Source organism: Trinickia mobilis, from assembly GCF_017315705.1.
In the GTDB taxonomy this organism is placed as follows: Bacteria; Pseudomonadota; Gammaproteobacteria; order Burkholderiales; family Burkholderiaceae; genus Trinickia_A; species Trinickia_A mobilis.
Genome location: NZ_JAFLRF010000005.1, coordinates 206,692 through 221,119 on the forward strand (window position 1 = coordinate 206,692; position 14,428 = coordinate 221,119).

Genomic DNA, 14,428 nt, shown 5'->3' on the forward strand with positions numbered 1-14,428 from the left:
GTTTTGGACAGTTTTTCAGCCCTGTTTTGCCCGCTTTTGGTTCGGCGATGCTGCGTCGGATTACGTTTGTTTTTCACCCCAATTCACCTCACACGGCCCACGACGATGTCTACCCTCTACGAATCCACGCTCCGCTCGCTGCCTCTGCTTGGCCGCGGCAAGGTCCGCGACAACTACGCGGTGGGCAACGACCGCCTCCTGATCGTCACGACCGATCGTCTGTCCGCGTTCGACGTCATCATGGGCGAGCCGATTCCCGCTAAAGGCCGTGTGCTGAACCAGTTGGCGAACTTCTGGTTCGACAAGCTCAAGCACATCGTCCCGAATCACCTGACGGGCGTCCCGCCCGAAACGGTCGTCGCAGCGGACGAAGTCGAGCAGGTGAAGGGCCGGGCAGTGGTCGTGAAGCGCCTCGAGCCGATCCTCGTCGAAGCGGTGGTGCGCGGCTATCTGGCCGGCAGCGGCTGGAAGGATTACCAGGCGACGGGCGCCGTCTGCGGCGTGCAACTGCCGCCGGGCCTGCAGAACGCGCAGAAGCTGCCCGAGCCGATCTTCACGCCGGCCGCGAAGGCCGAGATGGGCCATCACGACGAAAACATCACCTACGACGAGATGGAGCGTCGCATCGGCACCGAGCTGTCGGCCACGATCCGCGACATCTCGATCAGGCTGTACCAGGAAGCCGCCGAATACGCGGCGACGCGCGGCATCATCATCGCCGACACGAAGTTCGAATTCGGCCTCGACAATCACGGCGAGCTCTACCTGATGGACGAGGCGCTGACCGCCGATTCGTCGCGCTTCTGGCCGGCGGATCAATACCAGGTCGGCACGAATCCGCCGTCGTTCGACAAGCAGTTCGTCCGCGACTGGCTCGAAACGCAAGACTGGAAAAAGGAGCCCCCCGCACCGAAGCTGCCGGACGACGTGATCGCGAAGACGAGCGAAAAGTATCAGGAAGCGCTCGAACGCCTCACCGGGCAAAAGCTTGTGTGATTTTCGGCGCGGAGCGCTTCCTCCGGGTTTCGTTTGTGCCTCGCGAAATGCACATTGCCCGCCTACAGTCTTATAGTCCGTCCCGCAGAAGGAAATTTGCCCAATGACCGAAGCAGTCCAGACCGCCCACACGCATAGCGCGCCGCTCGTCGGCGTCCTGATGGGATCCAGTTCCGATTGGGACGTGATGAAGCACGCGGTCGCGATCTTGCAGGAGTTCGGCGTGCCGTACGAAGCCAAGGTCGTGTCCGCGCACCGCATGCCCGACGAGATGTTCGACTACGCCGAGCGCGCGCGCGAGCGCGGCCTGCGCGCGATCATCGCCGGCGCGGGCGGCGCGGCGCATCTGCCCGGCATGCTGGCCGCGAAGACGACGGTGCCCGTGCTCGGCGTGCCGGTCGCGAGCAAGTACCTGAAGGGCGTCGATTCGCTGCATTCGATCGTGCAGATGCCCAAGGGCGTGCCGGTCGCCACGTTTGCGATCGGCGAGGCGGGTGCGGCGAATGCGGCGCTGTTTGCGGTCGCGCTGTTGAGCACGACGTCGTCGGACTACGCGAACCGGCTGGCAGCGTTCCGCGTGCGGCAGAACGAAGCCGCGCATGCGATGGTGTTGCCCGCGCTCTGAGGCCTTTCGGCCTTCGCGCGGGAATCTGTTTGACCCCGGCCCGATGCTTGCGCGTCGGGCGCGACCGACCACTGAGATGAAACAGCCCCCACGCTCTTTGCGTTCGCCGCCCCCGAGGGGGTGGTCAGTGCGCTTGGGGCGGCACGGCACGCACTGACATGAATTCAGACAACACACCGGTTTCTCCGATTCTGCCCGGCGCCTGGCTCGGCATGATCGGCGGCGGCCAGCTCGGCCGCATGTTCTGCTTCGCTGCCCAGGCGATGGGCTATCGCGTTGCAGTCCTCGATCCCGACGAGGCCAGCCCGGCCGGCGCGGTGGCGGACAAGCACCTGCGCGCCGCCTATACCGACGAAGCCGCGCTCACCGAGCTCGCGCGCCTGTGCGCGGCGGTCTCGACCGAGTTCGAGAACGTGCCAGCGGCAAGCCTCGATTTTCTCGCGCGCACCACCTTCGTGAGCCCGGCGGGGCGCTGCGTCGCGATCGCGCAAGACCGGGTCGCGGAGAAACGCTTTATCGCGGCGTCGGGCGTAGCGGTGGCGCCGCACGTGGCGATCGAGTCGTCCGATGCGCTGTCGGCTATCGGCGACGGCGAGCTCGAAGCCGTGTTGCCCGGCATTTTGAAGACCGCGCAGCTCGGCTACGACGGCAAGGGCCAGGTGAGCGTGCGCAACGCAGACGAAGTGCGCGAGGCGCATGCGTCGCTCGGCGGCGTGCCTTGCGTGCTCGAAAAGCGCTTGCCGCTGAAGTTCGAGGTGTCGGCGCTGATCGCGCGCGGCGCGAACGGCGCGTCGGCGGTCTTTCCGCTCGCGCAGAACGCGCACCGCAACGGCGTGCTCGCGCAGACGATGGTCCCGGCGCCCGATGCGAGCCCGGCCCTCGTCGAGCAGGCCCAGCAGGCCGCATTGCGGATCGCCGACGCGCTCGGCTATGTCGGCGTGCTGTGCGTCGAATTCTTCGTTCTGGAAGACGGCTCGCTCGTTGCGAACGAAATGGCGCCGCGTCCGCACAATTCCGGGCATTACACCGTCGACGCGTGCGCGGCGAGCCAGTTCGAGCAGCAAGTGCGCGCGATGACCGCGATGCCTCTCGGCGATACGCGCCAGCACTCGCCCGCCGTCATGCTCAACATCCTCGGCGACGTGTGGTTCAAGGAAGGGCCGAAAGGGGCACCGGGCGCGGCGCCGAAGGCCGTTCCCGTGACGCCGCCGTGGCATGAAGTCGCTGCGATGCCGGCCGCGCGCCTGCATCTGTACGGCAAGGAGGACGCGCGCCCGGGCCGCAAGATGGGGCACGTGAACTTCACCGCAGCGACGCTCGACGAAGCGCGCACGGCCGCGCGCGACTGCGCGCGGCTGCTGCATATTCCGCTCGGCTGACGCCGGCTGCCGATCGATGTCCATTCGCTCGAATTTCCCTTCGGCGCCCGCCGTGACAGCAGAGCAGATCGCGCATGCCGCCGAGCTGCTCGATGCCGGCCAGCTCGTCGCATTTCCGACCGAGACGGTCTACGGCCTCGGCGGCGACGCCGAGAACCCGGAGGCCGTCGCGCGCATTTATGCGGCGAAGGGGCGTCCCGCGAATCATCCGGTGATCGTCCATCTCGCGCCGCATGGCGACCCGAACTACTGGGTCGAGCATTTGCCTGCCGATGCGCAAAAACTCATCGACGCGTTCTGGCCCGGACCGCTCACGCTGATCCTGAAGCGCGCCGCGCATATCCCCTCGGCGGTGAGCGGCGGGCAGGATTCGGTCGGGCTGCGCTGCCCGTCGCATCCGGTCGCGCAGGCGCTCCTCGACGTATTCGGCGCGCGGCGCGGCGGACATGGCGGCGTCGCGGCGCCGTCCGCGAACCGCTTCGGTCATGTGAGCCCGACCACGGCCCAGCACGTGCGCGACGAATTCGGCGATACGATTCACGTGCTCGACGGCGGCTCGTCGGATGTCGGGATCGAATCGACGATTCTCGATTTGTCGCGCGGCTTTCCGGCGCTGCTGCGCCCGGGGCATGTGACACCGCAGGATCTCGCCGGCGTGCTGGGTGTCGCTCCGCGCTTGCCCGACGGCAGCGACGCCACGGCGCCGCGCGCGTCGGGCACGCTGAAAGCGCACTACGCGCCGCGCACGCCGCTCGCGCTGCTGCCGTTCGACGCGCTGGAGCCGATCTTGAGCGCCGCGCGCGATGCCGGCGAGCGCGTGGCGCTCGTCGCGCGCAAGTCGCGTGGGGGCAGGTGGGCGAGCGCAGACGGCGTGCATTTCGTCGCGGCGCCCGAAGATCCGCATGCTTACGCACGCGAGCTGTACGGCTTGCTGCGCGCGCTCGATCGCGCGGACGTCTCGCGTATCCTGATCGAGAAGCTCCCGGACACGCTCGAGTGGATCGCGGTGAACGACCGCCTCGGGCGCGCTGCGGCCGCATTCGAAGCGCGGGACGCAAGCGCGCCTTAGCTGGCCGCATCCTCTCAAAAGCACAACGCCCGGCTTGGTTCAAGCCGGGCGTTGTCGCGTGCCCGATCAAAACGGGCGTCAACGTCAAATCAATGCCCGATGCCCTTCGCGGCGAGCGTCTGCTCGACAGCCTGCGCGAAGAGCGCATGCAAATGGGTGGTCGGGTGGATCGTATCCGCGAACATATAGGTCTGGTCGGCGCCCGCTACCGTCAACGTCTGCGGCGAGCAGAACAGGGACTGGCCAAACGCGGTCCCGAACTCGGCTGCCGTCTCTCCGGGGCTGAGCACGCTCGGATTCTGCTCGGCGTATGCGGTCGCGTTCGTCACCATCGCCTGCAGGTTGCAGGCGGTGCCGGTGTTCGATACGGAGAACCCGTTCGATGCGTAGTTGGCGACTGCGCTGTCGATGAACTGGAACGTATTGAGCTGGATGAGGCTGCTGCTGTTGGCGAGGCCGCCAGCCGTCAGGGCGGTCGAAAGCGCCGTGTTGAAGCCGGCGCTCAGCGACGTGAGCAATGCGCCTCCGTCCGATGAACTGATGCCTTGCGGCGTCTTGCCGATATCAGGCAGGTTCGCGAGCACGACCTTGGTGGCCCCATTCTGGATGATCTGGCCGACGATGCCGGCCAGCGCCACCGCGGCATTCACTACGTTCGCCTCTTGTTGCGCGATGACGGTCGGATTGGTCGGGTTGGCGGCGATGGCAGCGGCCGCGAGCAGGACGTCGTTCGGGCCGCCTTCGATCACGACGAGCTGATTCGAATTGAAGCTGCCGTGCGCGCTCAGGTATTGCTGGACTTGCCAGCTGATGGGCATCGCTGTCGCTTGCGGCGTGCCGATGCCGGGCGTCTGGTTGACGCGGGCGCCACCCTGCCCGTAACCGAGCCCGGTCGACGCCGTGAGCGGCTGGCCGAAGCCGCCGAGATAGGCCGGCGTCACCGTGCCGCCGTAGTAGTTGGCAATGTCCTGGACCCAGATCTGACCGGGGTTCGTCGTGAACTTGCCGCCGCCGAACGAAGGCAAGATGACCGGGGAGTAGGTGCCGACATCCGAGAGGCTGTCGCCGAACGACACGACCAGCAGCGAAACGCCGCCCGGCGGCGTGCTGCTGCTGGTCGACGAACTGCTGCTGCCCCCGCCGCCGCATGCCGCGAGAAGCGCGAGCGCGGCGCAGGCGGCGGCCGTTTGTGCAACGCGCAGCAGGCTCTTCGGCTGAGTTTTTTTGCTTTGTTTCATCTATCTCATCTCCTCGAATGTGCGGCTTGGCCGTGTGTTGCAGGCAGCGCCCGCCGCTTGTGCCGCGCGGCGGAGCGACAGCTTACAGAACCTGTCATGTCTTGCGCGATGCTGGAAATGCCAGGGTTTCGGGTTCGCACAACCTGGGGTCTTGCGCGCTTGAGCCCGCGTGGGCGTCACGCGCGGCGTGCAAGGCGGTGGCCCATTCGGGCGGCCCGAACAGGGCGCGCAGCTTGTCGGCGGCCTGGTGCATCAGGGCGAGCGACGCGTTGCACAGCGTGTCGGCCCGTTTGTAGATTTGCGCGTGCGGCCGTGCGCGCCGCAGGTGCCGCGCCTCCCAGCCGATGCATGTGAGAAAGACGGGCGCCATCGCGAGCAGGAGCAATTCGGCATCGAACCGCATGGGCGTCTCCCTCCGTGTCTCGAGTTGGTCTTGTTGCAGCGTGTACGCTGTCGTGTTGGGCCGAGTCGCGCGTCACGCAATTGAGCGCCATTCCGCGCTTCGGACATTGCCCGACAGCGTACACGGTCGCGTCTCGCGCCGCGCCATTCTTCGTAGAAGGATTATTCGATGCAGGCGCCGTCTGGCAAGGCGCGTGAGGGTTTTTCCCAGCACGCGGGGGCGGCCGGGAGACAGCCGGATGGAGGCAGGCGCGAGGGCGCGCCCGGCGCCCCGAACCGGCGCTTAGCGAGCGCCCTGATACACCCATTCAAGCAGCGCATCGTGCGCCGCGCGCGCGGCTTCCGCGTGCGCGTCGTTGATGATGCTGACGACCACATAGCTCTGGCCGTCCGCCCCCGCCACGTAGCCCGCGATCGCACGCACGTCGCGCAGCGTGCCGGTCTTGATGTGAGCGTTGCCGAGCACGGGCGCGGTTTTCAGGCGGTTGCGCATCGTGCCGTCGACGCCCGCCACCGGCAGCGATTCGACGAACACCTGCGCGACGGGGCTCGCATTCGCGTGCTGCAGCAAGTCTGCGAGCGACAGCGCCGAGATATGTTCGTCGCGCGACAACCCCGAGCCGTTTTCGAGCGTGAGCTCCGGCATCGGCAGACCGTTCGCGTTCAGGAACGAGCGGATCGTGTTCGCCGATTTCTCGGGCGTCGCGGGCGGCTTCTCCTTGACCGCGCCGATCGTCAGGAACAGGTTGCGCGCCATCACGTTGTTGCTGAACTTGTTGATGTCGCGAACGATGTCCGACAGCACCGGGCCCTGGTGAATCGCGACGAGGCGGGCAGTGGCGGGCACCGGGCCTTCGCGCGTCGTGCCGTTGAAGGTGCCGCCCGTCTGTTGCCACAGTGCGAGGAAGCCGCCCGCGAAGAACTGCGAGTGGTCGAGCACGGCGAGGTTGATCGAGCGCATGCCGCAGCGCGCCGGGTAGTCGCCCGAGAACAGCGCGGCGACCGTGCCGTTCGCTTGCGGCGTGACGGTCGGCGTCACAGCCGTTTCCGCGCCGACGCACGCGCCGCGCGTCGCGTGCAGTTCGTTGTCGACTTGCAGTTGCGAGAGCGCCGGCAGCACGTCGATCGCGACAGTGCCGTCGGCCGACGGCGTCAGCGTGAACGTCAGCGATTTGAAGGCGTACAGCAGCGGGTCGGGGCCGACGTTATAGGGCGCGGTGGTGTCGTCGTCGAACGGCGGGAGATCGCGCGTCGACGGATCGAAGAAGCGCTTGTCGAGCACCAGCGCGCCGTCGATGCCGGTGATCCCGGCCTTGTGAATCTTGTCGACGAGATCGATCAGCTCTTCCGGCACGAGCTTCGGATCTCCCGTGCCCTGGATGTACAGGTTGCCGTGCAGAACGCCGTGCTCGTCGACGGTGCTGTCCGCATAGGCGTTGGTGCGCCAGCGGTAATCGGGCCCGAGGATCGAAAGACCGGCGAAGGTCGTGACGAGCTTCATCGTCGAGGCGGGCATCATCGGCTTGCCTGCGTTCACCGCGAGGATCGGCGAGCGCTCGCCGATCTTCTCGACGACCACGCTCACCGACGTCAGCGGCACGTGCGCGCGCTCGAGTCCTTTCATCACGGGCGCGGGCAGGACCGTCGTGACGCTGACGGCCGGACGATGTGTCTTCTTGCGCGCTTCGGCTGGCGCGGCGAACGCGAGCGCCGTACAGGCGAGCAGCGCAACGGCGGTGCGGGCAAGCGTCCCCGGCCGATGAAAACGATTCGGCTGTTGCGATTCGTTGCGCGATGACGTGAATGATGACGAAGGCGAGGCGGGGTGAACTACGCGCCGTGACAACGCGCGGCGTGCAACAGAAGAGAGAAATGCGTTCGTCATGGACGGCTGGTTCTGTGAATCAAGTCGATCGATGCAATGACGGCAAGCGCCGTGGCGGCATCGATCGCGACAAGCGGGCAGGCTATGCGTTTAGCGCCTGCGCAATAACGGGGCAATCGCGGCGCGGCTAGCGGGCAATTCCATCACGCCGCGCCAAAAGCGCTCATTGTAGAGACATGCTGCGGCGCTGCGGAAAAAAGCACGTGCGCCGCGTGGTGCCGGCGAGACGTTAAAATGCGTTCGTGACACACCTTTGCCGCAGGATCAAACAGCGATGCGCATATTGCTTGTCGAAGACGACCGGATGATTGCCGAAGGCGTACGCAAAGCGCTGCGCGGCGAGGGTTTTGCCGTCGATTGGGTGCAGGACGGCGAGGCTGCGCTGACCGCTGCGACCGGCGAATCTTACGATCTCATGCTGCTCGACCTGGGCTTGCCGAAGCGCGACGGCCTCGACGTGCTGCGCACGCTGCGCGCCCGCGGCCATGCATGCCCGGTGCTGATCCTCACCGCGCGCGACGCGGTGGCGGACCGCGTCAAGGGCCTCGACGCCGGCGCTGACGACTACCTCGTCAAGCCATTCGATCTCGACGAACTCGGCGCGCGGATGCGCGCGCTGATCCGCCGCCAGTCGGGGCGCAGCGAATCGGTGATGCGGCACGGCGCGCTGACGCTCGATCCTGCTTCTCATCAGGTGACGCTCGACGGCGCGCCGGTCGCGCTGTCCGCGCGCGAGTTCGCGCTGCTCGAAGCGCTGCTCGCGCGCCCGGGGGCGGTGCTCTCGAAGAGCCAGCTCGAAGACAAGATGTACGGCTGGGGTGAGGAGATCGGCAGCAACACGGTCGAGGTCTACATCCACGCGCTGCGCAAGAAGCTCGGCGCCGATCTGATCCGCAACGTGCGCGGCCTCGGCTACATGATCGCGAAGGAAGCGTGAGACCGCTCTCTCCATGAGTTCCATTCGACGTCAATTGCTGTTCTGGCTCGTTGCGATCGTCGTCGCGAGCGTGAGCCTCGCGGGCTGGCTGATCTACCGGCAGGCCCTCGCCGAAGCCAACGAGCTGTTCGATTACCAGTTGCAGGAGATCGCTGCGGCGCTGCCCTCCGAGCCGTTCGCGCAAATCCTCGGCGCGCATTCCAATGCGGACGAGGGTGTCGTGATCCAGATCTGGAATCGCAACGGCGGGCTCATGTACTACTCGCATCCGCGCGCGCCGCTCGCACCGCGCGCCGAACTCGGCTTTTCGACGGAACGCACCGAGCGCGGCGAATGGCGCGTGTACGGCGCGATCGTCGGCGACAACGTCGTGCAGCTCGCGCAGCCGCTTTCCGTGCGCAACCGCCTCGCCGCAAACGTCGCGCTGCGCACGCTGTGGCCGCTGATCGTCGTATTGCCGTTTCTCGGTCTCGCGGTATGGGGGATCGTCGGACGCGGCCTCGCGCCGTTGCGGCGCGTGACGCGTGCCCTCGAAACGCGCCGCCCCGAGGCGCTCGAGCCGCTGCCGGACGAGCGCCTGCCGCTCGAAGTGCGGCCGCTCGTGCGCGCGTTGAACGGGCTGCTCGCGCGCCTTGCGGCCGCGCTCGACACGCAGAAGGCCTTCGTCGCCGACGCCGCGCATGAGTTGCGCACGCCGCTCGCGGCCGTGCAGATCCAGTCGCAGCTGGTCGCGCGCGCGCACGACGACGAAGCGCGCCGCGAAGCGCTCGCCGATTTGCAGGCGGGCGTGACGCGCGCAACGCGCCTTGCCGAGCAGCTTCTCGCGCTCGCACGCGCCGAGCCGGACGGCGCGGCGGCAAAAGACGCGCTCGACCTGCGCGCGCTCCTCGCCGACTGCGTCGCCGCGCACGCGCCGCTCGCGCAGCGGCGCGCGATCGATCTTGGCTTCGAGGAGGCGCAGTCGGCAACGGTGGCGGCCGATGCCGACGCGCTGCGCGTGATGTTCGGCAACCTGCTCGATAACGCCGTCAAATACACGCCGCAGGGGGGGCGGATCGACGTATCGCTCGCGCTCGATCCGGACGGCCGCCCGCGCGTGAACATCGCCGACAGCGGCCCAGGCATCCCGGAGGACGAGCGCGAGCGCGTGTTCGACCGCTTCTACCGCGACACCTCGGCGCGGGCGCGCACCGACGTGTCCGGCAGCGGCCTCGGGCTCGCGATCGTCAAGCGCATCGCCGTCCAGCACGGCGTCGAGATCGAACTGGACGACGCGCCGCTCGGCGGCTTGCGCGTCAGCGTGCGGTTCTAGGCGGGCCGGTGGGCGGGCGCCGCCCACCGCGCTCGAGGCGCGGGATTTTGGCCGTAGCGCCGCCGAAATTCGTTGTTAAGAATCCTATTCCACTGTTAAGAATCCCCTTTCGCTGTTAAGACTCCTTTAAGACAGCGCACTTACTCTGCGTACGTCACCCAGGAGGTTCCTTCGATGAATACCAAGATTCTGTCTCGCAGCGCAATCGCCGTCGCGGTCGCCGTTGCGTTGTCGGCGGGATACGTCGCCGGCACCCGCCATACCGACCCGCAGCTCATCCAGTCCGCCCAGGCCGCGGCGTTGATGCCTGCCGAAGCCGCCGCGAAGACCGGCATCCCCGATTTCTCCGGCTTGGTCGAAACCTACGGCCCGGCCGTCGTGAACATCAGCGCCAAGCACGTCGTGAAGCAGGTGTCGCAGCGCCAATCGATGCAGCAGCTGCCGATCGATCCGAGCGACCCGTTCTACCAGTTCTTCCGCCACTTCTACGGCCAGTTCCCGGGCCAGGGCGGCGATGACGGCGGCCAGAACGACCAGCCGAGCGCGAGCCTCGGCTCTGGCTTCATCATCAGCCCCGACGGCTACATCCTGACCAATGCGCACGTCGTGGACGGCGCGAACGTCGTCACCGTCAAGCTGACCGACAAGCGCGAGCTCCGCGCGAAGGTCGTCGGCGCCGACAAGGATTCGGACGTCGCGGTGCTGAAGATCAACGCGTCCGACCTGCCCACCGTGAAGATCGGCGATCCGCGCCAGAGCAAGGTCGGCCAGTGGGTCGTCGCGATCGGCTCGCCGTACGGTTTCGACAACACCGTGACCTCGGGCATCATCAGCGCGAAGGCGCGCTCGCTGCCTGACGAGAACTACACGCCGTTCATCCAGACCGACGTGCCGGTGAACCCGGGCAACTCGGGCGGCCCGCTCTTCAACCTGCAGGGTGAAGTGATCGGCATCAACTCGATGATCTACTCGCAGACGGGCGGCTTCCAGGGCCTGTCGTTCGCGATTCCGATCAATGAGGCGATGAAGGTCAAGGACGAGCTCGTGAAGACGGGCCACGTGAACCGCGGGCGCCTAGGCGTCGCGGTGCAGAGCCTCAATCAGACGCTCGCCGACTCGTTCGGGCTGCAAAAGCCGAACGGCGCGCTCGTGAGCTCGGTCGATCCGGGCGGTCCGGCCGCGAAGGCGGGCCTGCAGGCGGGAGACGTGATCCTCGCGGTGGACGGTACGCAGATCAGCGATTCGACCGATCTGCCGTCGATGATCGCGGGCATCAAGCCGGGCAGCAAGGCCGACGTCGAGGTCTGGCGCGACAAGGCCAAGAAGGACGTCACCGTGACGATCGGCGCGCTCACGGATACGAAGGTGGCCTCCAACGACACGCAGTCGCAGGAGCAAGGGCGCCTCGGCGTGGCGGTTCGTTCGTTGACGCCGCAGGAAAGGAGCGGCGCGTCGCTCACGCACGGCCTGCTCGTGCAGCAGTCGTCGGGGCCGGCGGCGAGCGCGGGCATCCAGCCGGGCGACGTGATTCTCGCGGTCAACGGCCGTCCGGTGTCGAACCCGGATCAACTGCGGGAGATGATCGCGAAGGCCGGCAACAGCATCGCGCTCCTGATCCAGCGCGACAACGCGCAAATCTTCGTGCCAGTCGAACTGGGCTGATCTTTCGGACCGTTGCCCGCAGGCATCGGAGGCTGTTCCAAACGCGCCGCGCCGTCCTAACATGGACGGTGCGGCGCTGTTGTTTCAGGATTCAGTCACGACGAAAGGAGAGGCAATGAACACGCCAAGCAACAAGCGGACGGTGTTCGCGGCGGTTGCCGCGGCGCTCGCACTCGGGGCGGCGGGCGGCGCGTTTGCGCAGTCGGGCGCGGTCGGCGGCACGGAGACCGACAACACCAGCGCCGGCAACGCGAACGGCGGCGGCATGCCCCAGATCCAGCAACAAGGCGATGTGTCGTTCGTGTCGGGCGGGGTGGGCAGCGATGAGTCGTCGGCGCTCAAGCGGGCGCAGCACGACTGGCCGCTCGCGATGCGCTTCACCGGGCCGGGCACGGAATATCTGGCGGATGTGCATGTGCGGATCGTGAACGCACATGACGGCGAGGTGCTCAACGTGCAATCGCGCGGGCCGTATATGCTCGTCAGGCTGCGTCCCGGCCGGTATACCGTGCACGCGACGTACAACGGCCAGGATCAGAAGAAAACGGTGACGATCTCGGGCAGCGGCAGCACCAAAGCGGATTTCTATTGGAACGCCCTATAGGCGATTTCCAGCAGCGATCGGAAGGCCACACAAGCGGTGCGAGTTTCGCCGATAATGAAAGCCACGGACGCCGTGGCTTTTTTGTGCGCTGCAAAATCGCCCCTGGCTACGCACCGGCACTATCCGAACACACGCCTTTGGCCGTCGCGCAAGCGGCGACACATCGGCGGCACATCGGCGGCACAGGCCGCGCACGACGTGTACTGGGGAAAGCAATGACGAACGTCGACGACCATCGAATTGAGATCGTGCCGAACCGCCATCGGGTGCGGGTGATCCACTATGGCGTCACGGTTGCCGATACCCACCGCGCACTCACGCTTCGAGAAACGGGTCTTCCCGAGGTCACCTATTTTCCGCGCGAAGATGTCAACATGGCGCGGCTCAAGCCCTCCGGCCATACATCGGTCTGTCCCTACAAGGGGCACGCATCGTATTTCCATTTGCAAACCGAGGACGGCCTCGTTGAAAACGCGGCTTGGAGCTATGAAGAACCGCTCGATACGGCCGCCAGAATCAAAGGGTATTTGGCGTTTTATGCATCGCGAGTCGATCGCATCGATCAGACGTCCTGATCTCGCGGCCGCGCGTTCATAGGGAGAATTCGCCATGGAACTGAACGACGCGTTACGCATTCCGCTTGCACCGTCCGCGGTCTGGGACGCGTTGCAGGACATCCCGCTGTTGCGCGCAAGTCTCGAAAACTGTGAATCGTTGGCGCGCCTCGCGGGCGGCGAGTACGCGCTGACGCTGACCGTACCGCTCGGCCCGCTCAGGGCGCGGTACGACGTGCGCGCGCACGTCGCGAGCCAGAACGGGGCGGCCGTCGAGGCGCCGCATCGCACGCTCAACTTCAAGGCGCGCGCGCCGGGTGTCGGTTCGTTGCGCGGGCAGATCGATGTCGCGCTGCGCGCGGATGCGGGTAGCGGCGCTTCGTCCGCGGACGAAGCGCAAGCCGAACCCGCCACGCGGATCGACTACTCGGTCTGGGCGACGCTCACCGGGCCGCTCGCCGAACTGCCGCCGCGCCAGATCGAAAACGCGATGCACGAGCTGGCCGACGACTTTTTCACGGAGTTCTGCGCGGTCGTGCAGGCGAAGCACGGGCAGGGGCCGAACCGCGCGCGCGGCGCTCAAAGTCGGCGTCAGCACGTCTTTCTGCGGCCGATCAATTTGGCCGGCATTGCACGCCGAGCCTATCCGCACGGCGCGGGCGGGACACTGACGGGCCGCGCGGCCGGCACGCTGGTCAGCACCCGAGGCGCACATGGGTTGCATCGCGGACACGAGCCGCACGCGATGCCCGCCTGGGCCTGGGCGGCGATGGTCTTCTTCGTCGCCGTGCTGCTGTATGCGTCCCGATGGATTGGCTGACGCGCCGGCAAGCCTCTTTCAGCGCGCCGGGCGGTCAAGCCGGCGCGTTTCCCCTGCAGTTTCAAGCACCGCGAAACTCTCGACGGTAGGCCGATGGCGACGCCTTGAGCGCGTCGGCGAAATGCTGGCGCATCGACACCGCTGGGCCGAAACCCGCCGCATCGGCAATCGCGTCTACCGATTGCTTCGTCATCTCCAGCATCTGTTGCGCCCGGGCGAGCCGCGCGTTAGCTAGCCGCTGCCGGGGGCGGTTCCGGCGCCGGCCCGCGCAAGGCGGGGCTATAACGCAGCATGTCGAAGCACGCGTCGACGAGCTGCTCCGAGTGAGCGGCGATATCGATCTTGTCGGGCAGGATCAGCATGTCGCGCAGGAATCCGCCGACGAACGCATGCAGGATGGTCGCCGCCTTTTGCGTGTCGAGGTCGGCGGGCAATTGGCCTTTCGACACGGCGTTCTTCAGGCCGCCTTCGATTTTCTGGAGGCCGTCGCGCATGTTCGTCTGATGGCGCGCCATGACCGGCCCCATGTCCTCGACGAATTCGCACTTCAGAAACAGGATGTCGAACACGCGGCGGCGCTGCGGGTCGGTTGCCGTGCTGCGCAGGCACCAGTTGACGATTTCCTTCAGCCGGCCGAGCGGATCGGGTTCCTGCGGGTCGAGCGACGCCGCGCCGAGCTCGTCGAGCGGCAGCAGCACGCGGTCGAACATTTCCGTGAACAGGTCGCCCTTGTTGGCGAAGTGCCAATAGATGGCGCCGCGCGTCACGCTGGCCTGCTGCGCGATGTCGCCCAGCGATGTGCGCGATACGCCCTTCTCGAAGAACACGTGCTCCGCGGCATCGAGGATCCGATGACGCGTCTCCTGAGCTTCTTCCTTGGTTCGTCTGACCATTTGATATTGGCCCTTCACAGGGCGAGGAGGGCGGCGCCCTGGCGGGCCGCTC

Annotated in this window: 13 protein-coding genes and 2 pseudogenes; 10 read left to right on the forward strand and 5 right to left on the reverse strand. The window is 66.8% G+C overall.

What is annotated here, in order from left to right:
* Nucleotides 1–105 precede the first annotated feature (105 nt).
* From J3489_RS09415 to J3489_RS09430, 4 genes are all read left to right on the forward strand, one after another.
* Nucleotides 106–996 carry a phosphoribosylaminoimidazolesuccinocarboxamide synthase gene (locus tag J3489_RS09415; RefSeq protein ID WP_206997448.1) on the forward strand — a complete coding sequence of 297 codons (891 nt, stop codon included), beginning with the start codon at nt 106–108 and terminating at the stop codon, nt 994–996.
* A gap of 103 nt (nt 997–1,099) precedes the next feature.
* Entirely contained in the window at nt 1,100–1,621 is a 522-nt protein-coding gene (gene purE, locus J3489_RS09420; protein WP_206997449.1) for a 5-(carboxyamino)imidazole ribonucleotide mutase, read from the forward strand.
* Between the two features lie 158 nt (nt 1,622–1,779).
* Nucleotides 1,780–3,000: a 5-(carboxyamino)imidazole ribonucleotide synthase gene (locus tag J3489_RS09425; RefSeq protein ID WP_206997450.1), complete on the forward strand. Its 1,221-nt coding sequence runs from the start codon at nt 1,780–1,782 to the stop codon at nt 2,998–3,000.
* A gap of 16 nt (nt 3,001–3,016) precedes the next feature.
* Nucleotides 3,017–4,069 (forward strand): L-threonylcarbamoyladenylate synthase, encoded by a 1,053-nt coding sequence (locus J3489_RS09430; protein ID WP_206997451.1) that lies wholly within the window; start codon nt 3,017–3,019, stop codon nt 4,067–4,069.
* An 89-nt stretch (nt 4,070–4,158) separates the two neighbouring features.
* On the opposite strand, the gene J3489_RS09435 is transcribed toward J3489_RS09430, so the two are convergent.
* From J3489_RS09435 to dacB, 3 genes and pseudogenes are all read right to left on the reverse strand, one after another.
* Complete coding sequence (locus tag J3489_RS09435; RefSeq protein WP_206997452.1) at nt 4,159–5,307, reverse strand: SGNH/GDSL hydrolase family protein; 1,149 nt, start codon at nt 5,305–5,307, stop codon at nt 4,159–4,161.
* A 199-nt stretch (nt 5,308–5,506) separates the two neighbouring features.
* Nucleotides 5,507–5,710, reverse strand: a pseudogene (locus tag J3489_RS09440) (sterol desaturase family protein); the annotation flags it as partial.
* 282 nt (nt 5,711–5,992) lie between these two features.
* Nucleotides 5,993–7,594, reverse strand: coding sequence for a D-alanyl-D-alanine carboxypeptidase/D-alanyl-D-alanine endopeptidase (gene dacB, locus J3489_RS09445; protein WP_206997453.1), 1,602 nt, complete (start codon nt 7,592–7,594; stop codon nt 5,993–5,995).
* 274 nt (nt 7,595–7,868) lie between these two features.
* Between dacB and J3489_RS09450 the strand changes: the two genes are divergently transcribed.
* From J3489_RS09450 to J3489_RS09475, 6 genes are all read left to right on the forward strand, one after another.
* Nucleotides 7,869–8,531: a response regulator gene (locus J3489_RS09450; RefSeq protein ID WP_206997454.1), complete on the forward strand. Its 663-nt coding sequence runs from the start codon at nt 7,869–7,871 to the stop codon at nt 8,529–8,531.
* Nucleotides 8,532–8,544: 13 nt separating this feature from the next.
* The gene (locus tag J3489_RS09455; protein ID WP_206997455.1) at nt 8,545–9,843 is read left to right on the forward strand and encodes an ATP-binding protein; all 1,299 of its coding nucleotides are present in this window, start codon (nt 8,545–8,547) and stop codon (nt 9,841–9,843) included.
* 174 nt (nt 9,844–10,017) lie between these two features.
* On the forward strand, nt 10,018–11,505 hold the full coding sequence (locus J3489_RS09460; protein WP_206997456.1) for a DegQ family serine endoprotease: 1,488 nt from the start codon (nt 10,018–10,020) through the stop codon (nt 11,503–11,505).
* 115 nt (nt 11,506–11,620) lie between these two features.
* The gene (locus J3489_RS09465; protein ID WP_206997457.1) at nt 11,621–12,109 is read left to right on the forward strand and encodes a carboxypeptidase-like regulatory domain-containing protein; all 489 of its coding nucleotides are present in this window, start codon (nt 11,621–11,623) and stop codon (nt 12,107–12,109) included.
* A gap of 215 nt (nt 12,110–12,324) precedes the next feature.
* Nucleotides 12,325–12,684: a DUF427 domain-containing protein gene (locus J3489_RS09470; protein ID WP_206997589.1), complete on the forward strand. Its 360-nt coding sequence runs from the start codon at nt 12,325–12,327 to the stop codon at nt 12,682–12,684.
* A gap of 34 nt (nt 12,685–12,718) precedes the next feature.
* Nucleotides 12,719–13,483 carry an SRPBCC family protein gene (locus J3489_RS09475; protein WP_206997458.1) on the forward strand — a complete coding sequence of 255 codons (765 nt, stop codon included), beginning with the start codon at nt 12,719–12,721 and terminating at the stop codon, nt 13,481–13,483.
* Between the two features lie 61 nt (nt 13,484–13,544).
* Here J3489_RS09475 and J3489_RS37520 read toward each other — a convergent pair.
* Both J3489_RS37520 and J3489_RS09485 read right to left on the reverse strand, forming a co-directional pair.
* A pseudogene (locus J3489_RS37520) lies at nt 13,545–13,706 on the reverse strand (helix-turn-helix domain-containing protein); the annotation flags it as partial.
* Between the two features lie 4 nt (nt 13,707–13,710).
* Nucleotides 13,711–14,376: a TetR family transcriptional regulator gene (locus J3489_RS09485; RefSeq protein WP_206997459.1), complete on the reverse strand. Its 666-nt coding sequence runs from the start codon at nt 14,374–14,376 to the stop codon at nt 13,711–13,713.
* Nucleotides 14,377–14,428: the final 52 nt, after the last annotated feature.

What these genes read in the sequence shown, in the direction of transcription:
- J3489_RS09415 (WP_206997448.1), top strand. Translation starts at nt 106, where the DNA reads ATGTCTACCCTCTACGAATCCACGCTCCGCTCGCTGCCTCTGCTTGGC.
- purE (WP_206997449.1), top strand. Translation starts at nt 1,100, where the DNA reads ATGACCGAAGCAGTCCAGACCGCCCACACGCATAGCGCGCCGCTCGTC.
- J3489_RS09425 (WP_206997450.1), top strand. Translation starts at nt 1,780, where the DNA reads ATGAATTCAGACAACACACCGGTTTCTCCGATTCTGCCCGGCGCCTGG.
- J3489_RS09430 (WP_206997451.1), top strand. Translation starts at nt 3,017, where the DNA reads ATGTCCATTCGCTCGAATTTCCCTTCGGCGCCCGCCGTGACAGCAGAG.
- J3489_RS09435 (WP_206997452.1), bottom strand. Translation starts at nt 5,307, where the DNA reads ATGAAACAAAGCAAAAAAACTCAGCCGAAGAGCCTGCTGCGCGTTGCA.
- dacB (WP_206997453.1), bottom strand. Translation starts at nt 7,594, where the DNA reads ATGACGAACGCATTTCTCTCTTCTGTTGCACGCCGCGCGTTGTCACGG.
- J3489_RS09450 (WP_206997454.1), top strand. Translation starts at nt 7,869, where the DNA reads ATGCGCATATTGCTTGTCGAAGACGACCGGATGATTGCCGAAGGCGTA.
- J3489_RS09455 (WP_206997455.1), top strand. Translation starts at nt 8,545, where the DNA reads ATGAGTTCCATTCGACGTCAATTGCTGTTCTGGCTCGTTGCGATCGTC.
- J3489_RS09460 (WP_206997456.1), top strand. Translation starts at nt 10,018, where the DNA reads ATGAATACCAAGATTCTGTCTCGCAGCGCAATCGCCGTCGCGGTCGCC.
- J3489_RS09465 (WP_206997457.1), top strand. Translation starts at nt 11,621, where the DNA reads ATGAACACGCCAAGCAACAAGCGGACGGTGTTCGCGGCGGTTGCCGCG.
- J3489_RS09470 (WP_206997589.1), top strand. Translation starts at nt 12,325, where the DNA reads ATGACGAACGTCGACGACCATCGAATTGAGATCGTGCCGAACCGCCAT.
- J3489_RS09475 (WP_206997458.1), top strand. Translation starts at nt 12,719, where the DNA reads ATGGAACTGAACGACGCGTTACGCATTCCGCTTGCACCGTCCGCGGTC.
- J3489_RS09485 (WP_206997459.1), bottom strand. Translation starts at nt 14,376, where the DNA reads ATGGTCAGACGAACCAAGGAAGAAGCTCAGGAGACGCGTCATCGGATC.